The sequence below is a fragment of the Pseudonocardia kujensis genome (assembly GCF_021283305.1).
Classification (GTDB): Bacteria; Actinomycetota; Actinomycetes; order Mycobacteriales; family Pseudonocardiaceae; genus Pseudonocardia; species Pseudonocardia kujensis.
Window position 1 is genome coordinate 81090 of record NZ_JAJSOK010000007.1, and the last position, 25025, is coordinate 106114.

Annotated in this window: 24 protein-coding genes; 12 read left to right on the forward strand and 12 right to left on the reverse strand. The window is 72.5% G+C overall.

The window, feature by feature from the left end:
* Window positions 1–10: 10 nt before the first annotated feature.
* The 7 genes from LWC35_RS07675 to LWC35_RS07705 form a co-directional block, all read right to left on the reverse strand.
* Window positions 11–475, reverse strand: a complete 465-nt coding sequence (locus LWC35_RS07675) for a MaoC family dehydratase (protein ID WP_308194483.1) — start codon at window positions 473–475, stop codon at window positions 11–13.
* A complete protein-coding gene (locus tag LWC35_RS07680; RefSeq protein ID WP_232869207.1) occupies window positions 472–1311 on the reverse strand; it encodes an alpha/beta fold hydrolase in 840 nt (279 codons plus the stop codon). The genes LWC35_RS07675 and LWC35_RS07680 overlap by 4 nt, the downstream gene beginning before the upstream one ends.
* Window positions 1308–2060: an ABC transporter ATP-binding protein gene (locus tag LWC35_RS07685; RefSeq protein ID WP_232869209.1), complete on the reverse strand. Its 753-nt coding sequence runs from the start codon at window positions 2058–2060 to the stop codon at window positions 1308–1310. The genes LWC35_RS07680 and LWC35_RS07685 overlap by 4 nt, the downstream gene beginning before the upstream one ends.
* Window positions 2053–2817, reverse strand: a complete 765-nt coding sequence (locus tag LWC35_RS07690; protein WP_232869210.1) for an ABC transporter ATP-binding protein — start codon at window positions 2815–2817, stop codon at window positions 2053–2055. Before LWC35_RS07690 ends, LWC35_RS07685 begins: the two co-directional genes overlap by 8 nt.
* Window positions 2810–4804 (reverse strand): ABC transporter permease, encoded by a 1995-nt coding sequence (locus tag LWC35_RS07695; RefSeq protein ID WP_232869211.1) that lies wholly within the window; start codon window positions 4802–4804, stop codon window positions 2810–2812. Before LWC35_RS07695 ends, LWC35_RS07690 begins: the two co-directional genes overlap by 8 nt.
* A 79-nt stretch (window positions 4805–4883) precedes the next feature.
* Entirely contained in the window at window positions 4884–6116 is a 1233-nt protein-coding gene (locus LWC35_RS07700) for an ABC transporter substrate-binding protein (RefSeq protein ID WP_232869213.1), read from the reverse strand.
* A 148-nt stretch (window positions 6117–6264) separates the two neighbouring features.
* Window positions 6265–7641 (reverse strand): 4-hydroxyphenylacetate 3-hydroxylase N-terminal domain-containing protein, encoded by a 1377-nt coding sequence (locus tag LWC35_RS07705; protein ID WP_232869214.1) that lies wholly within the window; start codon window positions 7639–7641, stop codon window positions 6265–6267.
* Window positions 7642–7849: 208 nt separating this feature from the next.
* Here LWC35_RS07705 and LWC35_RS07710 point away from each other — a divergent pair, with 208 nt between their 5' ends.
* From LWC35_RS07710 to LWC35_RS07735, 6 genes are all read left to right on the forward strand, one after another.
* Complete coding sequence (locus tag LWC35_RS07710) at window positions 7850–9013, forward strand: acyl-CoA dehydrogenase family protein (RefSeq protein WP_232869215.1); 1164 nt, start codon at window positions 7850–7852, stop codon at window positions 9011–9013.
* Complete coding sequence (locus LWC35_RS07715) at window positions 9010–10275, forward strand: acyl-CoA dehydrogenase family protein (RefSeq protein WP_232869216.1); 1266 nt, start codon at window positions 9010–9012, stop codon at window positions 10273–10275. Before LWC35_RS07710 ends, LWC35_RS07715 begins: the two co-directional genes overlap by 4 nt.
* Complete coding sequence (locus LWC35_RS07720) at window positions 10272–11039, forward strand: crotonase/enoyl-CoA hydratase family protein (RefSeq protein WP_232869218.1); 768 nt, start codon at window positions 10272–10274, stop codon at window positions 11037–11039. Before LWC35_RS07715 ends, LWC35_RS07720 begins: the two co-directional genes overlap by 4 nt.
* Before the next feature lie 38 nt (window positions 11040–11077).
* Entirely contained in the window at window positions 11078–12619 is a 1542-nt protein-coding gene (locus LWC35_RS07725) for a class I adenylate-forming enzyme family protein (RefSeq protein WP_232869220.1), read from the forward strand.
* Between the two features lie 127 nt (window positions 12620–12746).
* The gene (locus LWC35_RS07730; RefSeq protein WP_232869221.1) at window positions 12747–13463 is read left to right on the forward strand and encodes a TetR/AcrR family transcriptional regulator; all 717 of its coding nucleotides are present in this window, start codon (window positions 12747–12749) and stop codon (window positions 13461–13463) included.
* 211 nt (window positions 13464–13674) lie between these two features.
* Complete coding sequence (locus tag LWC35_RS07735; RefSeq protein ID WP_232869223.1) at window positions 13675–14286, forward strand: UdgX family uracil-DNA binding protein; 612 nt, start codon at window positions 13675–13677, stop codon at window positions 14284–14286.
* Here LWC35_RS07735 and LWC35_RS07740 read toward each other — a convergent pair.
* The 4 genes from LWC35_RS07740 to LWC35_RS07755 form a co-directional block, all read right to left on the reverse strand.
* A complete protein-coding gene (locus tag LWC35_RS07740) occupies window positions 14283–14441 on the reverse strand; it encodes a hypothetical protein (protein WP_232869225.1) in 159 nt (52 codons plus the stop codon). The two genes, LWC35_RS07735 and LWC35_RS07740, sit on opposite strands and share 4 nt — an antisense overlap.
* A 3-nt stretch (window positions 14442–14444) precedes the next feature.
* Window positions 14445–15065 (reverse strand): YigZ family protein, encoded by a 621-nt coding sequence (locus LWC35_RS07745; RefSeq protein WP_232869227.1) that lies wholly within the window; start codon window positions 15063–15065, stop codon window positions 14445–14447.
* A 309-nt stretch (window positions 15066–15374) separates the two neighbouring features.
* On the reverse strand, window positions 15375–15692 hold the full coding sequence (locus LWC35_RS07750; RefSeq protein ID WP_232869229.1) for a hypothetical protein: 318 nt from the start codon (window positions 15690–15692) through the stop codon (window positions 15375–15377).
* A gap of 10 nt (window positions 15693–15702) precedes the next feature.
* Complete coding sequence (locus LWC35_RS07755) at window positions 15703–17397, reverse strand: sodium:solute symporter family protein (protein WP_232869230.1); 1695 nt, start codon at window positions 17395–17397, stop codon at window positions 15703–15705.
* Window positions 17398–17693: 296 nt separating this feature from the next.
* Between LWC35_RS07755 and LWC35_RS07760 the strand changes: the two genes are divergently transcribed.
* The gene (locus LWC35_RS07760; protein ID WP_232869231.1) at window positions 17694–18485 is read left to right on the forward strand and encodes a DeoR/GlpR family DNA-binding transcription regulator; all 792 of its coding nucleotides are present in this window, start codon (window positions 17694–17696) and stop codon (window positions 18483–18485) included.
* Window positions 18486–18685: 200 nt separating this feature from the next.
* Here the strand turns inward: LWC35_RS07760 and LWC35_RS07765 are convergent, their stop codons facing one another.
* Window positions 18686–19522, reverse strand: a complete 837-nt coding sequence (locus LWC35_RS07765; RefSeq protein WP_232869236.1) for a FadR/GntR family transcriptional regulator — start codon at window positions 19520–19522, stop codon at window positions 18686–18688.
* A 142-nt stretch (window positions 19523–19664) separates the two neighbouring features.
* Between LWC35_RS07765 and LWC35_RS07770 the strand changes: the two genes are divergently transcribed.
* From LWC35_RS07770 to LWC35_RS07790, 5 genes are all read left to right on the forward strand, one after another.
* Window positions 19665–20534: an HpcH/HpaI aldolase/citrate lyase family protein gene (locus LWC35_RS07770; RefSeq protein WP_232869238.1), complete on the forward strand. Its 870-nt coding sequence runs from the start codon at window positions 19665–19667 to the stop codon at window positions 20532–20534.
* Window positions 20535–20709: 175 nt separating this feature from the next.
* Window positions 20710–22113, forward strand: a complete 1404-nt coding sequence (locus tag LWC35_RS07775) for an MFS transporter (protein ID WP_232869239.1) — start codon at window positions 20710–20712, stop codon at window positions 22111–22113.
* 14 nt (window positions 22114–22127) lie between these two features.
* Window positions 22128–22652 (forward strand): MaoC family dehydratase, encoded by a 525-nt coding sequence (locus LWC35_RS07780; RefSeq protein ID WP_232869241.1) that lies wholly within the window; start codon window positions 22128–22130, stop codon window positions 22650–22652.
* Complete coding sequence (locus tag LWC35_RS07785) at window positions 22649–23872, forward strand: CaiB/BaiF CoA transferase family protein (protein ID WP_232869242.1); 1224 nt, start codon at window positions 22649–22651, stop codon at window positions 23870–23872. Before LWC35_RS07780 ends, LWC35_RS07785 begins: the two co-directional genes overlap by 4 nt.
* Window positions 23857–25020 carry an acyl-CoA dehydrogenase family protein gene (locus LWC35_RS07790; protein WP_232869244.1) on the forward strand — a complete coding sequence of 388 codons (1164 nt, stop codon included), beginning with the start codon at window positions 23857–23859 and terminating at the stop codon, window positions 25018–25020. The genes LWC35_RS07785 and LWC35_RS07790 overlap by 16 nt, the downstream gene beginning before the upstream one ends.
* Window positions 25021–25025 lie beyond the last annotated feature (5 nt).

Below are 25025 nucleotides of genomic sequence, written 5' to 3' on the forward strand. Positions count from 1 at the left end.
CGGCCGCGAGCTACTCCATCCAGACGATGATCATGTCGGCGACGCAGGCGGGGCGCTCCGACCCCTCCAGCTCGACGACGGCACGGAAGGTCACCTTCGCGCCGCCGGGGACCGGGTCGGCGGCGACGACGCCGACGGCGGCGCGGACCCGGGAGCCCGCGGGCACCGGTGCGGTGAAGCGGACCTTGTCGAAGCCGTAGTTGAGGCCGAAGGTCGCGGAGCGGACGGTCGCGACCTCCCCGATCATGGTCGGGACCAGCGACAACGTCAGCATGCCGTGCGCGATCGTGGTGCCGTACGGCCCGTCGGCCGCCCGCGCCTCGTCGACGTGGATCCACTGGTGGTCGTCGGTCGCGTCGGCGAAGGTGTCGATGCGCGGCTGCTCGACCACGCGCCACGAGCTGTGGCCCAGCTCGGTGCCGGGGGCGACGGCGAGCAGGTCGGGGACGGCGGCGAAGGCGGTCAGGGCACTCAGCTCCTCGGGGGCGGCGAGACGACGGCGAGCGCCTCGCGCAGCGCCGCCGCCAGCTCGACGGGATGGTCGATCATCAGGTGGTGGTGGGCGCTGGGGACGTCGAACTGGGGTACCGGGCGCCCGATCAGTGCGGCCAGGTCCGCCCCGGCCGAGGGCGGGACCAGCACCGACAGCTCCCCGCGGACGACCGCGACCGGACCGGGCAGGGCGGGCAGGCGCGTGCACATGCCCGGCTTCCCGACCGCGCCGAAGATCAACGGGTCGACCTTCCACGTGTAGCCGCCGAGCACCGCGCGCACCGATCCCTCGGCGATGGCGCGCAGCACGCCCGGATCGGCCTCCGGCTGCGGCGGGGTGAGCCGGAACCGCGCGGCCACCTCGTCGAGATCGGCGAAGATCCGTGACGCGCGCGGCGGCCGCCACTCCGGGGCCTGGGCCGGGTTGCCGTCGACCACGATCGAGTCGACGAGCACCGTGGCCGCGACGGCGGCCGGGTCGAGCACCGCCGCCCCGGCCACCACGAGCCCGCCGACGCTGTGCCCGACCAGCACCGCCGGCCCGTCGAACGCCTGCCGCACGACGGCCAGGACGTCCGCGGACCAGGTGTCCAGCTCGTACACCGCGCGGCGCCCGGAGTCGCCGTGCCCGGCGAGGTCCATGCTCACCACGGCGAACCGGTCCGGCAGCGCCGGCAGGAGGTGCTCCCACCAGCCCGCGTGCGCGGACGTGCCGTGGACCAGCACCAGCGGCACGGTGCCGGGCCCGGGACGGCGCCGGTAGGCGATCTCCACCCCGTCGGCCGACGCCGTCGTGGTCGGGTCGAGCGTCGTCGTCATCCGGCGAGCGTGCCCTCCGTGTCGGCGAACTGCTCCGCGCCGAAGTAGGCCGCCTCGACGAGGTGCCGGTCGCGGAGCAGGTCGCCCGCCGCCCCCGTGAGGACGACGCGGCCATGGTTGAGGATCACGCCCCGGTCGGCGATCGACAGCGCCAGCTCGATGTGCTGCTCGACCAGCACGAGCCCGATGCCGTCCTCCTTCGCGAGGTCCCGGATCGCCGGCAGCATCTCCTGCACGATCTTCGGCGCGAGCCCGAGGCTCATCTCGTCGATGATGAGCACCTTCGGCCCGGCCAGCAGCGCCTTGGCGATCGCCAGCATCTGCTGCTCGCCGCCGGACATCAGCCCGGCGCGCCGCGAGTCCAGGTTGCGCAGCACCGGGAAGCGGTCGAGGACCTGCCTCTCGCGCTCCGGATCGGCCCTGCGGGCGGCGAGCCGCAGGTGCTCGCGCACGGTGAGGCCGTAGAAGATGCCGCGGTCGTCGGGCACGAGGAGCACGCCGGACCGGGCGACCTGGTGCGGGCGGCGCCGGCCCAGCGGTGCGCCGAGCACCCGGACCTCGCCGCCCAGCAGCGGGACGAGCCCGACCATGGCGAGCAGCGACGTCGTCTTGCCGGCGCCGTTGGGCCCCAGCAGCGCGACGACCTCGCCCGGGCCGACGGACATCGACAGTCCGCGGATCGCCGGCACGCCGTTGTACCCCGCGGCGAGGTCGACGGTCTCGAGGAGCGGTTCGGGGGTCTCAGGCATGGCTCGCCTCCACCGGGGCGCCCAGGTAGGCCGCCACCACCGTCGGGTCGGTCCGGGCCTCGGCGGGGGTGCCGGTGAAGATCTGCTTCCCGAACTCCAGCACCGTGACGACGTCACAGACGCCCAGGACCAGGGACATGTCGTGGTCGATCAGCAGGATGCCCGGGCCGGAGTCGGCGATCGACCGGACCCGTGCCGCGAAGGCCCGGCTCTCCATCGAGTCCAGGCCGGCGGCCGGCTCGTCCAGCAGCAGGACCTCGGCGCCGCCCGCCAGCGCGCGGGCCACGCCGACGAGCTTCTGCTGGCCGAGGGTGAGGTCGCGGGCCAGGGTGTCGGCCACGTCTGCGAGCCCGACGACCTCCAGAGCCCGGGAGACGACGTCGTCGCTCACCTTGCGGCGCGGGACGAAGATGTCCCGCACCAGCGTGCGCCAGCCGCCGGCCCGGGCCGCGACCAGCAGGTTCTCGGCGACCGAGAGGTTGCCGAAGAGCTCGCCGGACTGCCAGGTCCGGGACAGCCCCGCCGTGCGCCGCTCGTGCGGCGGCAGCGCGTCGATCCGGGTGCCGTCCAGCAGGATCTCGCCCGCGCTGGCGGTGAAGCCGGTGACGGCGTCGACGAACGTGGTCTTGCCCGCGCCGTTGGGCCCGATCAGCCCGACGACCGTGCCCGGGTCCACGTCGATGGTCACCGAGTCGTTGGCGACCAGTCCGCCGTAGCGGACCGTCAGGCCCTTGGTGTGCAAGCCCTTGTCAGACACGGGAGGGCTCCTTCGGCGCCGGCGCGTCGGGGACGGTGGAGGGTGGCGGGCCCGACCGCGAGAGTCTCCGTCTCACCCAGGCGACCTGCTCGCGGGTGGCGCCCGCGATACCGACCGGGTTGAGGATGGCGGTGATGATGAGGCCGAGGCCGGAGATCAGCGCGTAGTACTCGCCGAGGTCGAACACGCCACGCAGCAGCGTGTAGACGATGCCGAGCGGGCCGAGGACGCCGGCCACGATCGCGCCGCCGACGCTGGTGATGCCGCCGAGGTAGGCCACGGCGAGCACCTGCAGGCCGGCGAACACCGTGAACGACTCCGCGGAGAGCTGGCCGCGGCTGAAGCCGATCAGACAGCCGGCGATGCCCGCGATGAACGCCGAGATCGCGAAGCCGATCAGCTTGGTCTTCCGGACGTCGATGCCGCTGGAGGCCGCGGCGCGCTCGTTGGCGCGGACCGCGAGGAAGGTGCGGCCGGTGTCGCCGGAGGCCACCCGGATGAACACCCAGACGAGGATCGCGGCGATCACGAGCACCATCACCGAGAACGAGATCCGGGCCAGGTCACGGCCCTCGCGCACGCCCAGGTTGAGGCCGAAAAGCGTGGCGTCCGCGATCGGGTTCCCCTCGGGCGGGCTCAACGTGTAGTTGTTGAACACGAAGCGTTCGATGGCCAGCGCCGCCGCGATCGTGATGATCGCGAGCTGGGCGCCGCGGATCCGGAACGCCGGCAGCGCGACCAGCATGCCGAGCGCCGTCGCGACCAGCGCGGACAGGATCAGCGACAGCGGGAACGGGACTCCCCACGCGCTCGTCATCTTCGACAGCGCGAACCCTGCGGCGCCCGCGAAGGCACCCTGGGCGAGCGAGATCTGGCCGAGGTACCCGGTGAGCACCACGTAGGACAGCGCCAGCAGCATCACGATGATCGACGTGGTGACGCCGAACCGCCAGGTGCCCTGGGTGAACGACAGCGCGGCCACGCCCAGGACCAGCAGGATCACGGCGGGGACCGGCTTGAGCTTCGGGATCGAGACGTCCGGGAGCCGGATGGTCTGCAGCGAGCCGCGCGACGGCAGCCGCTTGCCCTGCACGAAGAGGATGACCATGACGACCGCGAACGGGATGACCTGGTCGAGCCCGGACTGCGCCCACACCGGCCACCAGCTCTTGGTGACCAGCAGACCGATGACCGACTGGAAGGCGCCGAGCAGGAGCGCGGCGACGACCACGACCGCGATCGACTCCATGCGCGCCACCAGCAGCACGGCCAGGGCCGGCACGACGAGCAGGGTGTAGTTGTCCGGGTTGAGGCCGGTCAGCGAGCTGCCCAGCATGACCGAGATCGTGCCGAGCACGACCGCGACGACCTGGGCGACGGCGGCGAGCCGGTCCGGGGAGAAGCCCATCAGCACCGCGGCGCGCTCGTTCTCCGAGGCCGCGCGGGTGGCGACGCCGGCGCGGGTGAAGCGCAGGTACGCCCAGACCGCGGCGGCGAGCACCACCATGATCGCGGCCATGATGATCTCCCGGGTCGGGAGGTCGGTGCCCAGGACGCTGATCGAGCCTTCGGGCAGGATCGAGGCGACGTCGATGTTGTTGGGCCCGAAGCGGAGCACGACGAGCGCCTGGATCGTGATCATCACCGCGACCGACACGACGACCTGGGCCAGCACCGGGGCGTGCCGCACGGGCCGGAACACCAGGTAGTGCACGACGAGGCCGAGTACGAACGCGGTGAGGATCCCGATCAGTGCCGCGACCTCGATCGGCGGGCGCCGGGCGAACTCGATCGAGCCGATCGGGAACACGAGCGTGCCGTCCACGCGCAGCTGGGCGAAGACGTAGGCGCCCCACATGGCCATGGCGCCCTGGGCGAAGTTGATGATGCCGGTGGCCCGGTGCACGAGCAGCAGGCCGGTGCCGAGGCCGATGTAGATGGAGCCGAGGCCCAGGCCCAGGACCACGAACTGCAGGAATGTCCCCACAGCCTTCCTTCCTTGGTCTGCCGGCCGGGGCGGGCGGGCACGACGGCGACCGCCCACCCCGGGGCCGGTGGTGGTCCGCCTAGGCGGCGCTCATCTTCGACGGGTCGAGGTCGATGAAGCCGTTCGGGTCCACCGGCTTGAGCGAGCTGTCCGGCTGGACCTCGAAGAAGATCGCCTGGTGGCTGCAGGACGACGGCCGGTTGGCCCACTGCTGCCCGTCGCAGGTCACGGGCGGGCCGGCGAAGGTCGGCATGTCCTTGACCTTCTTCATCGCGTCGGTGATCGACTCCGGCGTGATGTCCCCCTGGATGCCCTTCAGCACGGTGGCCAGGTTGACCATGCCCGCGAAGGAGTAGAGCGAGCGGGCGGACTGCTGGTCGCCGCGGTCGATCTCCTCCATGGCGGCGGCGAAGTCGTCGAGCTGCTTCTGCACCTCGGCCGGCGCGTTCGGCTTGGACGCGGGAACCCAGACGCGGGGTTGGATGATCGCGCCCGCGGCCTGCTGCTTCATGTCGGCGATGAACTGCGAGCAGGAGCCGGCGAACAGCGAGCCCTGGTAGCCCTGCTGGCGCAGCGCCTTGAACAGGCCGGTGCAGCCGTCCTCGGTCATCGCGATGATGCCGGCGACGTCGGGGTTGCTGGACAGCTCGGTGGCCGCCAGCACGGCGAAGTTCATGTTGCTGCCGGGCGCGTAGAGCGGCGACACGTTCATCCCGAGGTTCCTGGCCGCCGGCATGACGAGCTTGTCGACGTAGCCGTGGGACGCGGGCGAGTCCGTGACGGCCAGCGAAGCGTTCTTCTTGCCGATCTTGTCGAGGATCGTGACCATGCCCAGGGCGCTCGTCTCGAGCGGCCCGGTGAAGTAGAAGGCCTGGCCCCAGGGCAGCGCGTCCGCCGTGGCCTGGCCGCCGAGCTCGCCGATGATCGGGATCTTGGCCGAGGTGAGGACCGGCACGGCCGCGCCGATCGACGCGTCGTAGGCGTCGAACACGGCGGCGACGTTCGACTGCACGAACTGGTTGGCGCAGTTGACGGCGGTCTCGGGGCTGCCGTCGCCGGCGCACAGCTGGATCTTCACCGGGCGGCCGTTGATGCCGCCCAGCTTCTCGTTGATGTACCGCTCGGCGGCCTGGGCGCCGTAGCCGGTCTGCGGATATGCGGTCGCGCCCTCCATGGGGGCCTGCACCCCGATCGTCACCGGCTGGCCGCTGAGGCCGCCCGAGGCGTCGGAGGAGCTGTCGCCGGAACTGCATCCGGCGAGCGCGAGGGCCAGGGCCGCGGCGGAGGCGACCGCGGCGAGCGTTCTCTTCATCGAGATCCATCCCTTTCGGCGGGACACGCTGGGTTCATCGGGGGAGTGCGCGGGCAGGGTGGAACGGCCCGGCGGGGGCGTCCACGTCGTCGGGGGCGCCTCCCGCCGGGCCTGCTTCCGTCGGGGAACCGGAGCGGGCCGGCCCCGATCAGCTGGACAGGCCGGCGGCCTTCAGCCCGAGCGCGCGGGCCCGGTCCAGGTCGTAGTTCTTGCGGGTGACCAGGCGCTGGGCGTAGAGCCCGCCGCCGGACTGGATGTTGGTGACCAGGTGCCACCCGCCGTACGCGTCCGCGGTGGTGTCCCGGATCGCGTGGAACAGCTTGGAGCGGTACTCGCCGGAGATGCCGCCGCCCGTGCTCATGTACTTCTCGAGGAAGGGGTGCAGCGTCGGGTTCTCGAAGTCGGCCATCGACGGCGCGGTGACCACGGCCCCGCCCGCGATGTCGTGCAGGTGGCGCACCATCACGCCGAACTGCGAGGCGCCCTGGTACTTCGTGACGTTGGTGAACATGTCGTCCGGGTAGAAGTAGCCCTCGGGCGTGCTGTGCGCGTTCGCGATCGCGGCCTCGAGCCCGGCCCGCAGCAGCGTCGCGTGGATCATCATCTCGTCGATCTTCTCCCGGACGTGGGAGACCTTCGCCGTGCCGTTGGCCTCGGCGATGAGGTGCGCGAGCCCGACGAGCTCGTCCGCCTGCTGCACCATGAACGAGATGCCGCCGAGGCGCTCCCACAGGCCCAGGGAGTGCGCGAACACCGCGGCGTGCTCGGTCTCGCCGTCGAGGAAGACCCGCTCGTTCGGGACGAACACGTCGTCGAAGATGCACATCGAGTCCGGCATGGACTCGTGGGCCGACACCGGGAAGTCCCGCGGGTCGCCGTGCAGCGGGTGGTAGGTGGTGTTGGTGATGTGCACGCCTGGGGAGTTGACCGGGACCGCGCAGGCGATCGCGTAGTCCTCCTCGCCGGGCCGCATCGTCTTGGTCGGCATGACCATCAGGTCGTGGCCGAGCGCGGCGCCGCTGATGTGCAGCTTGGCGCCGCGGATGACCACGCCGTCGGCGCTGCGGGACACGACCCGCACGTACGCGTCGGGGTCCTCCTGCTTGCCCGGGTGCAGGCTGCGGTTGCCCTTGGCGTCGGTGATGCACTCGGTGATCCGGATGTCGTCCCGGAGGGCCTTCTCCACGTAGGCCTCGATGCGCGGGATGTACTGCGGGGCGGCGCCCGCCAGCCGGCCGGCGGCGACCAGGACGGTCATCAGGGACTGGTAGGTCACGTTGAGGACCAGGTCGAGCTCCATGAGCTCGGGGATCCGGTCCCGCAGCTCCTGCACGCTGCGCGGGGCGGTGACCACGGGGTTCCGGGCGTCGGGGGCGGACGAGTAGTACTTGTCGTAGCCGTCGGCCACGGACTGCAACGGGACGGCGAGGCCGGGCTCGGCCTCCATGTCCTCGACGAGCCTGCCCTGGAAGTAGACCTTCCGGCCGTCCTTGAGGGACTCCTTGTACTCCTGGCCGGTCAGCATGCGTTGGCGCTCCAGATCGTCGGCGGAGGGACGACGCCGGCGGCCGGCCCAGCAGGTCGGCGCGTGATTGTGACGTCGTCGTCATGTGGCAATATCGACCGTGATCCCGGTCATGTCAACCACCAGTTTCCGCACGATCGTCCAGCTCGCAGCGGGTGCGCAAATGTGAGATTGACACCGACGTCACATCCGCTGCACGCTGTCGGCCGTGTACGCAGAGCAGCGTGAACCCGAGTTCGGGTGGACCGACGAGCACCGTGGGCTGCGCGAGACCGTGCGGCGGGTCCTCGCCGATCGCGCGCCCGTGGCACGTGCCCGTGAGCTGGCCGAGGCGGGGGAGCGGCACGACCCCGCGCTGTGGTCCGAGCTCGCCGAGCAGGTCGGGTTGCAGGGTCTCGCGCTTCCCGAGCGGTACGGCGGGTTCGGCGGCACCCTGCTCGACCTCGCGATCGTCGTCGAGGAGATGGGACGGGTGCTGCACGGCGGCCCGTTCCTGCCCACCGTCGGGCTCGCCGCCCCGGTCCTGCTCGCCGCCGACGACCCCGCCGGCGACGACGAGAACGCGGCTACCGAGTACCTCCCGCGGATCGCCGAGGGCTCCCTGACCGCCACCTTCGCGGTGGAGTCCTGGGACGCGGCCGGCGAACCCGTCGCGTCGACCACGGCCGACCCCGCCGGGCGGCTGACCGGCACCGTGCCCGTCGTCGTCGACGGCGCCGACGCCGACCTGCTGGTCGTCGCCGTCCAGGGGCCCGCCGGACCGGCGCCCTACCTGGTCGAGGCGGGGGCCACCGGCCTGACCCGGACGCCGCTGGAGACCCTGGACCTCACCCGCCGCGCCGCGCGGATCACGTTCGACGGCACGCCCGCGCGCGCCCTCGGCGACCCCGCCCGCGGGCGCGCCGTGCTGGCCCGGGCCCGGGCGGTCTCCTCCGTGCTGGTGTCGGCCGAGCAGGTCGGCGGCATGACCGCGGCGACCGAGCTCACCGCCGAGTACGCCCGCACCCGCACGCAGTTCGGCCGGCTCATCGGCTCCTTCCAGGGCGTCAAGCACCGGCTGGCGGACATGGCCGTCCGCCAGGAGATGGCGCACTCCGCGGCCTACTTCGCCGCGTGGCAGGAGCCCGGCACGCCGGAGTTCGCCGAGGTCGCCGCGATCGCGCGCTCCTACTGCGGCGACGCCTTCCTGCAGACCGGGCTCGACGCGATCCAGCTGCACGGCGGCATCGGCTTCACCTGGGAGCACGACGCCCACCTCTACCTGCGCCGGGCCCGCGCCGACCGGGCGCTGCTCGGCTCCCCGCAGCAGGCCAGGGCCGAGCTGGTGCCCGCCCTCCTGTCCCGCGTGACCACCGAGGGGATCCCCGCATGACCGTGACACAGCCCGGCACCGAACCCGTCATCGAGCAGGTCACGCTCGCCGCCCGCGCCTCGGACGCGGAGATCATCGCCGCCGTCGAGGCGTGGCTGCGGGCCCACCTGCCCGAGGACTGGCAGGCCGCCGTCGCGCGCGGGGACCTCGCCGCCGTCGAGGCGATCCGGGAGGACCCGGAGCGCGGGCCCGCGTGGTTCGACCTGCTCGGCGACTCCGGGCTGGCCACGCCGACCTGGCCCGCCGAGCACGGCGGCCTCGGGCTGCCGGCCGACCGCGGCGCCGTCGTCACCGAGACGCTGGCGCGGTTCCGGGCCGAGCGGCACAACCGCGACTTCGTGGGGCTCGTCCTGGCCGGGCACACGATCCTGGAGTGGGGCACGCCGGAGCAGAAGGCCGAGCGCCTGCCCGCCCTGCGCCGCGGCCGCGAGTTCTGGTGCCAGCTGTTCAGCGAGCCCGGCGCGGGCTCCGACCTGGCCGGCCTGTCCACCCGGGCCGTCCGGCAGGCGGACGGGACCTGGCTCGTCAACGGGCAGAAGGTCTGGAACTCCTACGCCCACCTCGCCGACTTCGGGCTGCTCATGGCCCGGACCGACCCGGCGGCGCCGAAGCACCGCGGGATCACGTACTTCCTGCTGGACATGCACACGCCCGGCGTGGAGCCGCGGCCGCTGAAGCAGATGACCGGCAACGCGGAGTTCAACGAGACCTTCCTCACCGACGTCGTCGTGCCGGACTCGGCGCGGATCGGCCCGGTGAACCAGGGCTGGTCGGTCGCGATCACCACGCTGATGCAGGAGCGCAACGGGCTGTCCGGGCGCCCCGCCGTCGGGCCGGGGGAGGCGGACACGCTGGTCGCGCGCGCCGTCGGGAACGGGGCCTGGGAGAACCCGGTGCTGCGGGACCGGCTGCTCGAGGCCTACGTGGAGGAGAAGGTCCTCCAGATGACGACCGTGCGCAGCTTCGTCGCCTCCGGGGACGCCGCGCCCACGGCGGAGGGGTCGATCCGCAAGCTCGCGCACTCGGTGCTCGCCGAGAAGCTGGGCGTGCTCGGGACCGATCTCGAACCCGACGGCGCCGTGGCGTGGGACCCGGCCGAGGGGAGCGAGGCGGCCGACCGGTTCCTCGCGATGAAGACCTACTCGATCGCCGGCGGCACGTCGGAGATCCAGCGCAACATCATCGCCGAGCGGGTGCTGGGGCTGCCGAAGGACCCGGACCCCGAGCGCCACCTGCCCTTCAACGAGAGGGGCCGGGGATGACCGAGCCGGTTCGCGTCACCGTCCCGGCCGAGGGGGTCCTGCTCGTCACCCTCGACCGCCCCGAGGCCCGCAACGCGGTGAACGCCCCGTTGGCCGAGGGGGTCTCCGCGGCGATGGACCGCCTCGACTCCGATCCCGACCTGCGGGTCGGGATCCTCACGGGCGCGGGCGGCACGTTCTGCGCCGGGGCGGACCTGAAGGCCTTCGTCCGCGGCGAGAGGCCCTACGCGGGCCGCCGCGGGTTCGCCGGACTCGTCGAGCAGCCCCCCGCGAAGCCGTTGATCGCCGCGGTCGAGGGCTACGCGCTGGCGGGCGGCTGCGAGATCGTGCTCTCGTGCGACCTGGTCGTCGCGGCGGAGACCGCCACCTTCGGGATCACCGAGGTGAAGCGGGGCCTGGTCGCGGCGGGCGGCGGTCTGCTGCGGCTGCCCGAACGCATCCCGTACCACGTGGCGATGGAGCTGGCCCTGACCGGCAACCACGTGCCCGCCCCGCGGATGGCGGAGCTCGGGCTGGTCAACCGCCTGGTGCCCACGGGCGCGGCGCTCGACGCGGCCCTCACGCTGGCCGGTGAGATCACCGCCAACGGACCGCTCGCGGTGCGGACCAGCAAGCGGATCATCGCCGAGTCGCTCGGGTGGCCGGCCGCGGAGAGGTGGGCCCGCCAGGCCGAGCTGGTGGCGCCGATCTCGTCCTCGGAGGACGCGCGGGAGGGCGCGACCGCGTTCGCCGAGAAGCGTCCGCCGGTCTGGACCGGCAAGTAGCACCCCTTCCCGACCATCGGTGTCGACGAGGAGATCCCATGACGGCCCCGCTCGCGTTCTCCCTGGGCGAGGCGCTCCCGCTGTCCGCGGCGCGCCACCCCGACAAGGCAGCCTTCCTGTTCCCCGACGGGACGGAGCACTCCTTCGCCCTCACCAACTCCCGGGTCAACAAGCTGGTCTCGGCGTTGCAGGCGCAGGGGATCGGGCGGGGCGACCGGCTGGCGGTGCTGGCGCTCGACTCGCACCGCTACGTCGAGATCGTGCTGGCGTGTCTCAAGCTCGGCGCGGTGTACCTGCCGCTGAACTACCGGCTGATGCGGCCCGAGGTGGACGTCTTCCTCGAGCGCGGGCAGGCCGTCGCGATGTTCCACGACGCGCGGTACGCGGACCTGCTCTCCGGTGTCGCGGACCAGCACCCGTCGCTGCGGCTCGTGATCGAGCTGGAGACCGCGTTCGACGAGTTCGTGGAGACCGGGCAGGACGTCGAGCCGCCGGTCGTCTGCCAGGACCGCGACCTGCTGGGCCTGGCGTTCACCTCCGGCACGACGGGAACCCCCAAGGGTGTGCTGCAGTCCCAGGGGATGATGAAGGCGATCGTCGAGCACGGCATGATCACCAACCAGCCGCGGCCGGACGACATCCGGTACGTCGCCGCGCCGGCCTTCCACGTCACCGGGATCGCCGGGCTGCTGGGCGGGGTGGCCACCGGGTTCACCTCGCTGCTGCTGCCGCAGTTCGACCCCGCCACCGTGCTGGGCTTCCTGGCGGACGACCGCATCACCGGGGCGTTCCTCGTCCCGACCATGATCAGCACGCTGCTCCGGCAACCCGGTGCGGCGGACCACGCCTACGACCGGTTGCGACTGATCTACTACGGCGCCGCGCCGATGTCGCCGACGCTGCTGCGCCGGGCGATGGACGTGTTCGACTGCGACTTCCTGCAGCTGTTCGGCGCGGGCACCGAGGCGGGCCTGCAGGCCTTCCTCACACCGGAGGAGCACCGGTTGGCGCTGGCCGGGCGGACCGAGCTGCTCGGCTCGATCGGGCGCCCCGGGTACGGCATCGCGCTGCGCCTGGTCGACGAGGACCTGAACGACGTCCCCGACGGCGAGGTCGGCGAGATCGCGACCCGCAGCGACATGGTCATGGACGGGTACCTCGACATGCCCGAGGAGACCGAGCGGGCCTTCGCCGGCGGGTGGTTCCGGGCGGGCGACATGGCCTACCGGGACAAGGACGGCTACCTCTACCTGCACGGGCGCAAGAAGGACATGATCATCCGAGGTGGCGAGAACATCTACCCGGTGGAGATCGAGGCCGTGCTCGCCGAACACCCGGCCGTGGTGCAGTGCGCCGTCGTCGGGGTTCCGGACGAGCACTGGGGCGAGATCGTGCGCGCCTTCGTGAGCGCGCCGTCGTGGACCGGCACCGACGAGGAGCTGGCCACCGAGCTCGTCGAGCTGTGCCGGGGACGGCTCGCCCGCTACAAGGTGCCCGCCGAGGTGGTGCGCCGTGACGAGCTGCCGATGAACGCCAGCGGCAAGATCCTCAAGCGCGAGCTCAGACGGGCCGGGTCGTGAGCGCCCGCGCGGCGACCGCGCAGGTCACGGCCGGTAGAATCGTCCGTCCGGACGGGTTGACCCGCGGCCGTACCCCAGCTCGGGGGCCGCGATGACGAGGGGCCGGACGGCTCCGAAGGGAAGGACCATGGCATCGCGCGGCGGCAGTACCCGCGGCAGGCGGGTCACCGGCGCCAGCGACCCACAGCAGCAGCGACGGGAGAGCGGCCCGCAGACCGACAAGGGCCAGCAGCGCCGGGACCAGCTGCTCGAGGCCGCCCACGTCGTCTTCGAGCGCAAGGGGTTCGTCGACGCCCGCGTCGCCGACATCGTGGCGGAGGCGCGGGTCGCGCAGGGCACCTTCTACAGCTACTTCGACTCCAAGGACACGATCTTCCGCGAGGTCTGCGAGAGCGTCGTCCAGCGGATGATGGTCGACGTCGCGGCGGCCACGGTCGTCCCGCCGGACGCGTCGATGCTGGAGCGCATCCGCGCCGGGCTCCGCGGCTACATCGAGGTCTACCGGCAGAACGCCCGGATGATCGCGCTGATGGAGCAGGTCGGCACGTTCAGCGCCGAGATGCGCGAGATGCGGCTGCACGTCCGGGAGGCGTGGCTGGCGCAGCTCGAGCGGGTGCTCAAGCGGCAGCAGGCCGACGGGATCGCCGACCCGACGCTCGACCCGTCGATGACGGTGCAGGTGCTGGGCGCGATGGCCGACCACACCTGCTACGTCTGGCTCTCCCTCGGCAAGCCGTTCGAGGAGGAGGACGTGCTCGAGTCGCTCACCAGGGTCTGGGCGCGCACGATCGGGGTCGACGACTCCACCGCCTGGCGCACCGCCGGCGGATCCGCCCCCGCCTGACCCCGCCGGTCGCGCTCCCGGCTCCCGGCTCCCGCGAGTCACGCCGTCGGTTTCCGCGAGTCGGGAGATCCAGCAGCGCGAGTCGGGAGGTCCGGCAGCGCGAGTCGGGAGGTCTGGCAGCGCGAGTCGGGAGGTCCGGCAGCGCGAGTCGGGAGGTCCGGCAGCGCGAGTCGGGAGTTTCGCCAGGTCCCGGGCCGGGCACTGTTCCCGCATGACCGAGCCGGCCGCCGACGCCCCGTCCGTCACCGACCTCGACCAGCTGGCGGAGGTCGAGGCCCGCTGCACCGGGTGCGAGCTCCACGAGGCTGCGGGCCCGACGGTCGGGGGCGAGGGCCCGCGCGACGCCTGGCTCATGCTCGTCGGCGAGCAGCCCGGCGACCAGGAGGACAAGGCGGGCAAGCCGTTCGTCGGGCCGGCCGGCCGCGTCCTCGACGAGGCGTTGGACGAGGCCGGCATCGCCCGCGACGAGGTGTTCGTGACGAACGCGGTCAAGCACTTCCGCTTCGAGGAGCGCGGGAAGCGCCGCATCCACAAGCAGCCGACGGTGCGCCAGGTCCGCGCCTGCCGGCCCTGGCTCGACGCCGAGCTGCGGCTGGTCGCGCCGCCGATCGTCGGGGTGCTGGGCGCGGTCGCGGCAAAGTCGCTGCTCGGGCAGGACTTCCGGATCACCGACCACCGCGGCGAGCTGCTGGAGCAGGACGGGCGCACCCTCGTGCCGACGGTGCACCCGTCGTCGATCCTGCGGTCGGACCCCGAGGAGCGGAAGGAGCGGCTGGCCGCCTTCGTCGCCGACCTCAAGGTCATCGCCGCGGCCCGCCCCTAGGTCGTGGTGAAGAAGTCCCTGATCGCGGGCTTCGCGCCCAGATCGCGCCTGGCGGCGTACCACCCGCGGCCGAGTACGCCGGTACGAGGCCGGGGCGGCGCGTTGCCGGCCACGATCTGGATCACGAAGCCCATCGACCGCGACTTCCCGAACACGGCCTAGATCTCGACGTCGACCTCGCCGACCTCCACCGCCTCGACGCCGCCGCCGGTCCGGGCGGCCAGCCAGGCGCGGAAGGCCCCCGGGTCGGCCGCGGTGACGGTGACCTCGACGTCCCGCCCGTAGCCGACGTCGACGACCGGGTACCCGGCCGCGCGCAGGGCGTTCTCCAGCCGGCCGGCGTCGCCGTGCGGCACGGCGAGCAGGAAGCGGGTGTGCCGGACCCGGCGGAGCACGCCGACGGCGTCGACCGCCTCCGACACCGCCCGGCCGTAGGCGCGCACCAGCCCACCCGCGCCGAGCTTCACCCCGCCGAAGTACCGCGTGACCACGGCGACGACGTCCGTGAGCTCCCGGCGCAGCAGGACCTCGAGCATCGGGACGCCCGCGGTGCCGGCCGGCTCGCCGTCGTCGGAGGAGCGCTGCACCTCGCCGACGCGCCCGACGCGGAACGCGGTGCAGTTGTGGGTGGCCGACCAGTGCGTGCGCCGCACCTCGGCGATCACCCCGGCGGCCGCGTCGACGTCGGACACCCGGGCCAGGCGGCAGAGGAAGCGGGAGCGCTGGATCTCGATCTCGTGCTCGCCGTCCCGGGCGATGACGAGCAGCGGGTCCGGCATCCCGGCGACGCTACCCGGCAGCCGTCATCGTCGCTTTCGGGTACGCGCTGTGACACGAGTCGCGTTACCGAGGATTTCGGTAACGATTCAGAAGATCAGTTCGTCACACCGGGCGAGGGTCGGCGACAGGCCCTCACGACCGAAGAAGAAGAATTCCCGACGGGAAGGAAAGAGATGACCGCGTTCTGGACCTCGGTCCGCACCACCGTCCGCCGTTTCGACGACTGGACGCTCCACGCGTTCAACCCGCAGTACCCGGTCGGCTCCCGCAGCTGACGCCCCGCGGAGCCGACCGGGCACGGTCCGGCTCTAGTGTCCGGGGGGACCGGCAGTGTCGCCGGCCGTCCCCTCGATCTCCTCGATCGGCGCCTTCACCGGCCGCAGCCGGACCCACACGGTGAAGAAGATCGCGAGCACGAGCATCGCGATCCCCGTGACGAGGTTGACGTTCCAGCCCCCCGCCTTCGCGATGTCCGCCTCGGTCGTCGAGACGAGGCCGACGATGAGCAGCACGATCCCGTAGACGTAGAACAGCAGCGCGAGCACCGTGCGCAGGTCGAACAGCCGCGACGCGGTGGTCGAGACCGCGGTGTCCTGACCCGTCGCGGGGCCTTCCGGTTCCGTCATGGCCCGTCCCTTACCAGAAGATGATGTAGAGGATGGTGGTCAGCGCGAGCACGCCCACCGCGAGGACCTTCGGATCGCGGTACCAGCCGCTGTCCTCGCCGTGGCTCTCGTGGGTGCGCTCCTCCTTCGAGGTCAGGCTCCAGACCAGCCCGCCGAGCTCGGCCGCCGGCTTCGGGGTGCTCACCATCGAGACCGCGATGGCCACCAGGACGCCGACGACGAACGCGGCGCTGGCCCCGACGAAGCTGCCCGCCTGGCTCGACAGGGCGAGGACGCCTGAGGTGACCAGGATGTTCACCACCACGGCCGCCGCGGTGCCCGACAGCAGCCCGATCCAGGCCGACGTGCCCGTCATCCGCCGCCAGAACAGGCCCAGGATGAAGATGGCGAACAGCGGTGCGTTGAAGAAGCTGAACAGCGACTGCAGGTAGTCCATGATGTTGCCCGAGCCCGACGCGATGAACGCGGTGGCGATGGCGAGCACGCAGCCGATCACCGTGATCCACCGGCCGACCTGCAGGTAGTACCGGTCCGACTTGCCCGGCTTCACCCAGTCCTGCCAGATGTCGTAGGTGAACACGGTGTTGAACGAGCTGATGTTCGCGGCCATGCCCGCCATGAACGCCGCCAGCAGGCCCGCGATCGCGACGCCGAGGATGCCGTTCGGCAGGACCTCCTTCATCAGCAGCGACAGCGCGTTGTTGTAGGTGACGTCCGTCGTGCCGCCGGACTTGAGCACCTGCAGCTGCGGGACCAGCACCGCCGCGACCATGCCGGGGATGATGATGACCAGCGGGATGAGGGCCTTCGGGTAGGCGCCGATCAGCGGGGTCCGCTTCGCCGCGGACATGCTCTTGGCCGACAGCGCGCGCTGCACCTCGGCGAAGTTGGTCGTCCAGTAGCCGAAGGACAGCACGAACCCGAGACCGAACACGATCCCGATGACCGACAGTGCCGGGTTCGCGATCTCCGTGAGCGACGTGCCCGGCCAGGACGAGAGCTGCTCGGCGCCGCCGGGGCCGTTGGTGACGGCCGCCTTGAGCCCGTTCCAGCCGCCGACCCGGGCCAGCCCCGAGATCGTCAGCGGGATGAGGAGCGCGAGGATCACGAAGAACTGAAGGACCTCGGAGTAGATGGCCGCCGAGAGCCCGCCCAGCGTGATGTAGGCCAGCACGATCAGCGCGGCGACCGGGATCGCCACCCCCAGCGACCAGCCGAGCAGGGCCTCCAGGAGCAGGCCGAGGGAGAACAGGTTCACACCCGCGATCAGCACGGACGACAGCGCGAAGATCACTGCCTGCACGCGCTGGGTGGTCCGGTTGAACCTCTTGTAGAGGAACTCGGGGACGCTGCGCGCCTTGCTGCCGTAGTAGAACGGCATCATCACCAGGGCGAGGAACACCATCGCCGGGATCGCGCCGATCCAGTAGTAGTGCACGGTCGGGATGCCGTACTGGGCGCCGTTGGCGACCATGCCGATGAGCTCGAGCGCGCCCAGGTTCGCCGAGATGAACGCGAGGCCGGTGACCCATGCCGGCATCGAGCGGCCGGAGAGCAGGAAGTCCAGGCTCGACGACACCGACCGGCGGGCCGCGTAGCCGATGCCGAGCACCAGGAGGAAGTAGAAGGCGACGAGCAGATAGTCGAGGACGGTGGCGTCCAGCCGGAGGTCCGTCTGGCCCCCTTGGGCAAGGATGGTCGTCATGCGAGTCCGCCTCGCAGCCGGGCCGCCGTGCGGCCCCGTCCGGTTCGCGTCATAGCGGCTCCCTCGCCGGTCCCGGTGCGGTACGTGTCGGGACGCAAGGTACCCCTTCCCGCGCGAAACTGAACATTATCCGACAGGCTGAATCGGTCGAGGATGTGCGAACGGGAAGGATCCTTCCTCCCCCCGGGCCCAGTGATCTGCACGGATCCTGCACGAATCTGTCCGGACGGCCCGTTGACGCCCGTGTGGTGGCGTTGCATTGTGTGCGATGTGGTGCGGAACGAGGGCCTCCGGTCGTGAGCCTCCTCGCGCGCCAACGTCAGGCGCTCATCCTCGAACAGGTGCGGGAGCGGGGCGCCGTCCGTGTGTCCGATCTCGCCGAGCGGTTCGGGGTGTCGGACATGACCGTCCGCCGCGACCTCGACGTCCTGGCACGACGGCGCCTCGTCGACAAGGTGCACGGCGGTGCGACGGCGGTGGGGCCGGTCGCGGCCAGCACGGACGAGCCCGGGTTCGCGGTGAAGGCCGGCCGGCAGCAGGCGGAGAAGGAGGCGATCGCGGAGGCCGCCGCCAGGTTCGTCGAGCCCGGCACGGCCGTCGGACTGTCCGCGGGCACCACGACGTGGGCGCTGGCCCGCCGGCTCACCGACGTCGCCGACCTGACCGTCGTCACCAACTCGATGGCGGTGGCCGAGGTCCTCCACGCCGCCCGCCGCCCGGACCGCACCGTCGTGCTGACCGGTGGGATCCGCACGCCGTCGGAGGCGCTGGTCGGGCCGGTCGCGGTGGCGGCACTGCGTTCGCTCAACCTCGACGTGGTGTTCCTCGGCGTGCACGGGATGAGCGCGGCCAGCGGCTTCACCACCCCGAACCTGATGGAGTCCGAGACCGACCGCGCGCTGGTCGAGGCCGGTCAGCGGCTCGTGGTGGTCGCCGACAGCACGAAGTGGGGGACTGCCGGCATCTCCACGATCGCGGAGCTCTCCGAGGCCGACGTCCTGGTCACCGACGACGGCCTCGACGCCGCCGCCCGCGCGGTCCTCGAGGGCGAGGTGGAGCAGCTCGTCCTGGCCCCCGCCGGGGAGTGAGCGCGCGGATCGAGTGCTCGACCCGTGATCGCCGTTCGCGACCGATCGCTGCCGTCCGTGACGCGGAGCGGTCCCGGATGACGATCACGGGGGGAGAGTCCACGGTGGGAGGGCTGCCGGCCCGCCGTCATGTCCGACGGGAGTCGGTCGCAAGAGGTGATCACGGTCGCGCCAGGGCGGGTTCCGCGACGGGCGGGGGGCTAGGGGCGGGGGCGGCCGCGCCAGGTGCCGGGGTGTTCGTAGAGCTCACGCAGGTCGAGGAGGTGGCTGCGCATGGCCTCCTCCGCCTCCTCCGCCTCGCCGCGGGCGATGTGCTCGGCGATGTCGGCGTGGCAGGCGTCGACCTCGTCCCACTGCTCGCGGGCGACGGCGGCGCGGTCGAGCTTGGTGCGCAGGACGTCGCCGACCGGCTGGCCCATCATCGTGAACATCAGGTTCCCGGTGGCCATGAGGATCGTGGTGTGGAAGTCGAGGTGGGGGACGAAGCCGCTGGGGTCGCGCGGATCCCGCGGCGCGTGGGCGGCGACGCGCAGCGCCTCGATCGTCTCGGCGTCGGCACGCTGGGCGGCGAGCCGGGCCGCTGCGGGCTCCAGGAGGAGGCGGGCCTCGAGGAGGTCGCCGATCCGCAGCTGCGGGGTGGCGACCAGGACGCCGAGCGCGCTGCCGACGTCCTCGACGAGCTTCGTGGGGTCCGGCGCGCTCACGAAGGACCCGCCCTGCACCCCGCGGCGGGTCTCGATGAGGTGCTGGCTGGCCAGCGCCCGCAGCGCCTCCCGCACGGTGGAGCGGCTGACGCCGAACATCCTGGTCAGCTCGGCCTCGGCGGGCAGCCGGGCGCCGGGTTCGAGGATGCCCTGCATGATCTGGGAGCGCAGCTCGTCCGCCACCTGCCGGTAGGCCGGCCGGACGCGCTGGACCCGCAGGTGCGCGACGGGCGCGCCGGGTGGGACCGAGGGGGCCGACGGCGCCGGACCGGGCGGCGGCGCCCCGCCGGCCGGGGGAGCCGCGGCGTCGCGGCGCTCCGGGGTCGGGGCCATGTGATCACGCTCCGGGAGGGTCTCGCGCCCCGCCGGGGGCGTCGACGAATGCGCGGCGGCCGGGCACGGGGCCGCCGCGTCCCCGCAGCCTACCCACGCCCGGGCTGGACCGGAGCCCCCCGGCGTGGAAACGTCGGACATCGTGACCGACCCCGTGACCCCGACCGCCGCCGACCTGCTCGGTGCCCGGACCCTGCTCTTCGTCCCCGGCGACCGCCCGGAGCGGTTCGCCAAGGCCGCCGCGTCCGGAGCGGACCTGATCGTGCTGGACCTCGAGGACGCCGTCGCTCCCGCGGCCAAGCCCGAGGCGCGCGCGGCCGTCCGGGAGTGGCTCGCCGCCGGGAACCCGGGGACGGTGCGGATCAACCCGCCCGGCACCGAGTGGTACGGCGACGACGTGGCGGCGGTCGTCGCCGCGGCCGGTGCCGCAGGTGCTGCGCGTGCCGCCGGGCCCGCCCCGGTCATGCTGCCCAAGGCCCAGGACCCGGCCGAGGTGGCCGCCCTGGTCGCGGCGCTGGGTCCGGCGGCGCAGGTCGTCCCGCTGGTCGAGACCGCCCTCGGGGTGCACCGCGCCGTCGAGGTCTGCGGGGTGGCCGGCGTGGTGCGGGCCGGGTTCGGCAGCGTCGACCTCGCGAGCGAGCTGGGCGTCGATCCGGTGGACCGGGAGGCCCTGCGCTTCGCGCGCTCGGCGCTCGTGCTGGGCAGCCGGGCCGCCGGGGCGGGCGCCCCGATCGACGGTGTGACCACGGCGGTGCGGGACGAGCAGCTCCTCCTGGAGGACTGCGCGCACGGGCTGTCGCTGGGTTTCACGGCCAAGATGTGCATCCATCCCGCGCAGGTCGGGCCGGTCGCCACCGCCTTCTCGCCGACGCCCGAGCAGGTCGAGTGGGCCCGGGCCGTGGTCGGGGGCTCGGCCGGGGGCGGGGTCGCCGTCGTCGACGGCAAGATGATCGACAAGCCCGTCGTGGAGCGGGCGCGGGCCCTCCTGCTGCGGGCCGGCGAGCCCGCCTGACGGCGGCGGCCGAGACCACCCGACGACGGGGGCGGAGTTTCCGGCCGACCCCTTGTCGTCGAAACGTCTGACGATTAGCGTGCGAGGGGTGACCGGGCATCCGCCCGGCCGCCCCCGCGCACCGCGGCGCGGGGTGGGACGAGCGCGCACCGCAGCGCGCGAGGGGAGCCACGCGATGACACCCGGCCCGTCTCGACCCGTCGACAGCGGCCGGGCGACCGGCACCGGACCGGCCGCACCGGCCGCCGACCTCGCCGCCCGCCTCGACCGGATCCCGGTCGTCACCCGCGCCCACCGCCGCTGGGTGGGGCTGCTCGGGTTCCTGTTCGTGTTCGACCTGGTCGACCTCAACTCCTTCGCCTACGCCGCGCCCGCCCTGCGTACCGAGTGGGGGCTGACGATCGGCGGCGTCGGCGCGATCACCTCGGCCGGCTTCGTGGGGATGTTCGTCGGCGCGCTCGCCGGCGGCCGGCTCTCCGACCGCATCGGCCGCCGCCCGGTCCTCATCGGTGCCGTCTTCTTCTACTCGCTGTTCTCGCTGCTCAGCGCGCTCGCGACCGGACCGCTGATGCTCGGTGTGCTGCGCGTGCTCACCGGCTTCGGCCTGCAGGCCATGACCGGCGTGCTGCTGGTGTGGGTGAGCGAGATGTTCCCGCGCGCGCTGCGCGGTCGGTACCAGGCCATGCTGCTGGCCATCGGGCTCGCCGGTGTGCCGATCGCGGCCTGGGTGGCCCGGCTCGTCGTGCCGACGGGGCCCGACGCCTGGCGCTGGATCTTCGTGGTCGGCGCGCTCGGGGCGATCGGCGGCGTCGTGGCGCTGCGCATCCTGCCGGAGTCGGTCCGCTGGTCCGCCGCCCACGGCCGCGCCGGCGCCCCGCAGGAGGAGCTCGTGGCGCGGCTGGAGGCCCAGGCCGAGGAGAAGACCGGGCAGCCGCTGCCGGCGCCGGTCGCCGAGCGGCCCGTCGTCGCCGGCCGGCTCGCGGAGCTGCTGCGCGGCGCCACATTGCGCAAGACCGTGGTCGCCGCCGCGGCCTGCGTCTTCCTGATCCTGTCGTTCTACGGCTTCAGCTCCTGGGTGCCGACGCTGCTGGTCGAGCGCGGCTACTCGACGGCCGAGAGCCTCACCTACTCCTCGATCCTGGCCATCGCCGCCGTGCCGGGCGCGCTGCTCGCGATGCCGATCATCGACCGGTTCGAGCGGAAGTCGGTGATCCTCGTGCTCGAGGTCGCCGTCGCCGTGCTCCTGCTGCTCTTCGGCCTGATCGACCACCCCGCCGCGATCATCGTCTGCGGCTTCGGCGCGGCCATGCTGATGCAGACCGGCGTCGCGACGCTCTACACCTACATCGCCGAGGTCTTCCCGCTGCACCTGCGCGGGCTCGGCTCCGGCATCGCCAACGGCTCCGGCCGGCTCGCCGGCGTGGTCGGCGGTTTCCTCGTCGCCGCGCTCTACTCGGGGACGGGGCTCGTCGGCGTCTTCACCTACCTCGCGCTCGCCGCGCTCGGCATGGGCCTGGTCATGGCCCTGTTCGGCGAGCGCACGACCAACCGCCGGCTCGAGGACATCGAGCGCAGCTGAAGGAGGAACCCCACGTGACCGTGAAGCCCGGCTGGCAGGGACGGTTCTACGAGGACTTCGAGATCGGGGACGTCTACCAGCACCCGCTGGGGCGCACGATCACCGAGACCGACAACACCTGGTTCACGCTCCTGACGATGAACACCAACCAGGCGCACTTCAACGCGCAGGTCGGGCAGTCGTCGGAGTTCGGCCGTATGCTGGTGGCCTCGCCGCTGACGATCTCGATCGCCATGGGCCAGTCCGTCACCGACACCACCCAGAACGCCTTCGCGAACCTCGGGCTCGACGACCTCAAGCTCACCGCCCCGGTCTTCGCCGGCGACACCATCTGGTCGGAGTCGATCGTGCTGGACAAGCGCGAGTCGGGCAGCCGGCCCCACGCCGGGATCGTGACGATCAAGACCCGGACGCTGAACCAGGACGCCGTCGAGGTGCTGTCCTTCAAGCGCACCTTCTACGTGCACAGGCGCGACACCGACGGGGCGAAGTCGCTGTTCCCGCAGGCCGCCACGCCCCTGACGGTGGAGGAGGCGTGAGGCCGCTGGAGGACGTCCGGATCGTCTCGCTCGAGCAGTACGGGGCGGGCCCGTTCGGCTCCATGCACCTCGCGGAGCTGGGCGCGGAGATCATCAAGGTGGAGGACCCGTCGGTGGGCGGGGACGTCGGGCGCTCGGTGCCGCCCTACGCCGAGGGCGGTGACTCGCTGTTCTTCCAGTCCTTCAACCGGGACAAGGCCTCGATCACCCTCGACATCCGCACGCCGGAGGGCCGCGCGGTGTTCGAGGACCTGGTCCGCACCGCCGACGCCGTGTACTCCAACCTGCGCGGCGACGTCCCGGAGAAGCTCGGCATCCGGTACTCCGACCTCGAGGGCGTCAACCCGAAGATCGTCTGCTGCTCGCTGACGGGCTTCGGGATGACGGGCCCCCGGTCGAAGGAGCCCGGCTACGACTACGTGCTGCAGGCCCTCGGCGGGTGGATGTCGCTGACCGGCGAGCCGGGCGGGGCGCCGCAGAAGACCGGCCTGTCGCTCGTCGACTACTGCGGGGGCTACGTCGCCGCGATCTCGCTGCTGGCGGCGGTCCATGCGGCGCGGCGGGACGGCGTCGGCACGGACTGCGACCTGTCGCTCTACGACACCGCCGTCAGCCTGCTGACCTACCCCGGCACCTGGCACCTGACCGCGGGCTACGAGCCGGCGCGCACGCACCACTCCGCGCACCCGTCGCTGATCCCGTTCCAGGCCTTCGAGGCCGCGGACGGCTGGCTGGTCGTGGGGTGTGCGAAGGAGAAGTTCTGGCAGCGGCTCACGGTGGTGACGGGCCGCCCCGAGCTGGCGGAGGACCCGCGCTTCGCCACCTTCGCCGACCGCAACCGGAACCGCGACGTGATCATCCCGCTGCTGGAGGAGATCTTCCGGACGCGGACGGTCGCCGAGTGGCTCGCGGCGCTGTACGCGGCGTCGATCCCGTGCGCCCCGATCAACGACGTGGCGGACGCGCTGGTGGACCCGCACACGCTGGAGCGGAACCTGGTCGCCGAGACGGAGAGCGAGGCGTTCGGCCAGGTACGGAGCCTGCGCAGCGCCGTGCGGGTCGGGCCGCCCGGCGCGGACCGGGCCCCGACGCGGCCGGCGCCGGCGATGGGCGCGGACACCGAGCGGGTGCTGCGCGAACTGGGTTACGACGACGCGAGGATCGCCGCGCTGCGCGAGGCCGGCGCGCTGGGGAAGGACGACGGATGGATTTCCAGCTGAACGACGAGCAGCGCCTGTTCCGGGACACGCTGCGGGGCTTCGTCGACAAGGAGATCGTGCCGGTCGCGCGCGACTGGGAGCAGTCCGGGCGCTACCCGACGGAGATCGTCGAGGGGATGAAGCAGCTCGGGCTGTTCGGGCTCGCCGTCCCCGAGGAGTACGGCGGGCTCGCGGCCGACACGGTCTCGTTCGCGCTGACCTTCGAGGAGATCTCCCGCGGCTGGATGGGCATCGCCGGCATCCTCGGCAGCCACTCGGTGAGCTGCTTCATGCTCGCCCGGCACGGCACCGAGGAACAGAAGGCGCGCTACCTGCCCGACCTCGCCACCGGGAAGCGCCGCACGGGGATCGCGCTCACCGAGCCCGGCGCGGGCACCGACCTGCAGGGGATCCGGACCGTCGCCCGCAAGGAGGGTGACGAGTACGTGATCGACGGGACCAAGATGTGGATCACCAACGCCCGGTACGCGGACCCGCTGCCGGTGCTGGTGAAGACCGATCCGACCGCGAGCCCCGCCCACAAGGGGATGAGCATCCTGCTGGTCGAGGCCGGGACCCCGGGCTTCGAGGTCACCCAGGACATCGGCAAGCTCGGCTACAAGGGCACCGAGTCGTGCGAGGTCGTGCTGACCGACGTCCGGGTGCCGGCCTCGCAGCTGCTCGGCGGGGTCGAGGGCCGTGGCATGCAGCAGGCGCTGTCCTCGCTGGAGACCGGCCGGATCAACATCGCCGCGCGGTCCGTCGGCATCGCCCAGCGCGCCTACGACGAGGCGCTGAACTACGCCCGTGAGCGCACCGCGTTCGGGCAGGCCATCGGCGAGTTCCAGGCCGTCCAGATGCGGCTCGCGGAGATCGCCGTGCGGCTGCAGGCCGCGCGCCTGATGACCTACTGGGCCGCCTCGCGGATAGACGACGGCGTGCGGATGGACACCGAGTCCGGCATGGCCAAGATCTTCGCCTCGGAGCAGGCGCTGGCCTGCGCCACCGACGCGATGCGCATCCACGGCGGCTACGGCTACTCCACCGAGTTCGAGGTCGAGCGGCTCTACCGCGACGCCCCGCTGATGTCGATCGGCGAGGGGACCAACGACGTGCTGCGCGGCGTCGTCGCCAAGGCCCTGCTCGCGGGGAAGGCGACCATCCGGTGACGGGT

What these genes read in the sequence shown, in the direction of transcription:
- LWC35_RS07750 (WP_232869229.1), bottom strand. Translation starts at nt 15,692, where the DNA reads ATGACGGAACCGGAAGGCCCCGCGACGGGTCAGGACACCGCGGTCTCG.
- LWC35_RS07705 (WP_232869214.1), bottom strand. Translation starts at nt 7,641, where the DNA reads ATGCTGACCGGCCAGGAGTACAAGGAGTCCCTCAAGGACGGCCGGAAG.
- LWC35_RS07680 (WP_232869207.1), bottom strand. Translation starts at nt 1,311, where the DNA reads ATGACGACGACGCTCGACCCGACCACGACGGCGTCGGCCGACGGGGTG.
- LWC35_RS07730 (WP_232869221.1), top strand. Translation starts at nt 12,747, where the DNA reads ATGGCATCGCGCGGCGGCAGTACCCGCGGCAGGCGGGTCACCGGCGCC.
- LWC35_RS07685 (WP_232869209.1), bottom strand. Translation starts at nt 2,060, where the DNA reads ATGCCTGAGACCCCCGAACCGCTCCTCGAGACCGTCGACCTCGCCGCG.
- LWC35_RS07700 (WP_232869213.1), bottom strand. Translation starts at nt 6,116, where the DNA reads ATGAAGAGAACGCTCGCCGCGGTCGCCTCCGCCGCGGCCCTGGCCCTC.
- LWC35_RS07715 (WP_232869216.1), top strand. Translation starts at nt 9,010, where the DNA reads ATGACCGTGACACAGCCCGGCACCGAACCCGTCATCGAGCAGGTCACG.
- LWC35_RS07720 (WP_232869218.1), top strand. Translation starts at nt 10,272, where the DNA reads ATGACCGAGCCGGTTCGCGTCACCGTCCCGGCCGAGGGGGTCCTGCTC.
- LWC35_RS07765 (WP_232869236.1), bottom strand. Translation starts at nt 19,522, where the DNA reads ATGGCCCCGACCCCGGAGCGCCGCGACGCCGCGGCTCCCCCGGCCGGC.
- LWC35_RS07775 (WP_232869239.1), top strand. Translation starts at nt 20,710, where the DNA reads ATGACACCCGGCCCGTCTCGACCCGTCGACAGCGGCCGGGCGACCGGC.
- LWC35_RS07725 (WP_232869220.1), top strand. Translation starts at nt 11,078, where the DNA reads ATGACGGCCCCGCTCGCGTTCTCCCTGGGCGAGGCGCTCCCGCTGTCC.
- LWC35_RS07745 (WP_232869227.1), bottom strand. Translation starts at nt 15,065, where the DNA reads ATGCCGGACCCGCTGCTCGTCATCGCCCGGGACGGCGAGCACGAGATC.
- LWC35_RS07790 (WP_232869244.1), top strand. Translation starts at nt 23,857, where the DNA reads ATGGATTTCCAGCTGAACGACGAGCAGCGCCTGTTCCGGGACACGCTG.
- LWC35_RS07735 (WP_232869223.1), top strand. Translation starts at nt 13,675, where the DNA reads ATGACCGAGCCGGCCGCCGACGCCCCGTCCGTCACCGACCTCGACCAG.
- LWC35_RS07755 (WP_232869230.1), bottom strand. Translation starts at nt 17,397, where the DNA reads ATGACGACCATCCTTGCCCAAGGGGGCCAGACGGACCTCCGGCTGGAC.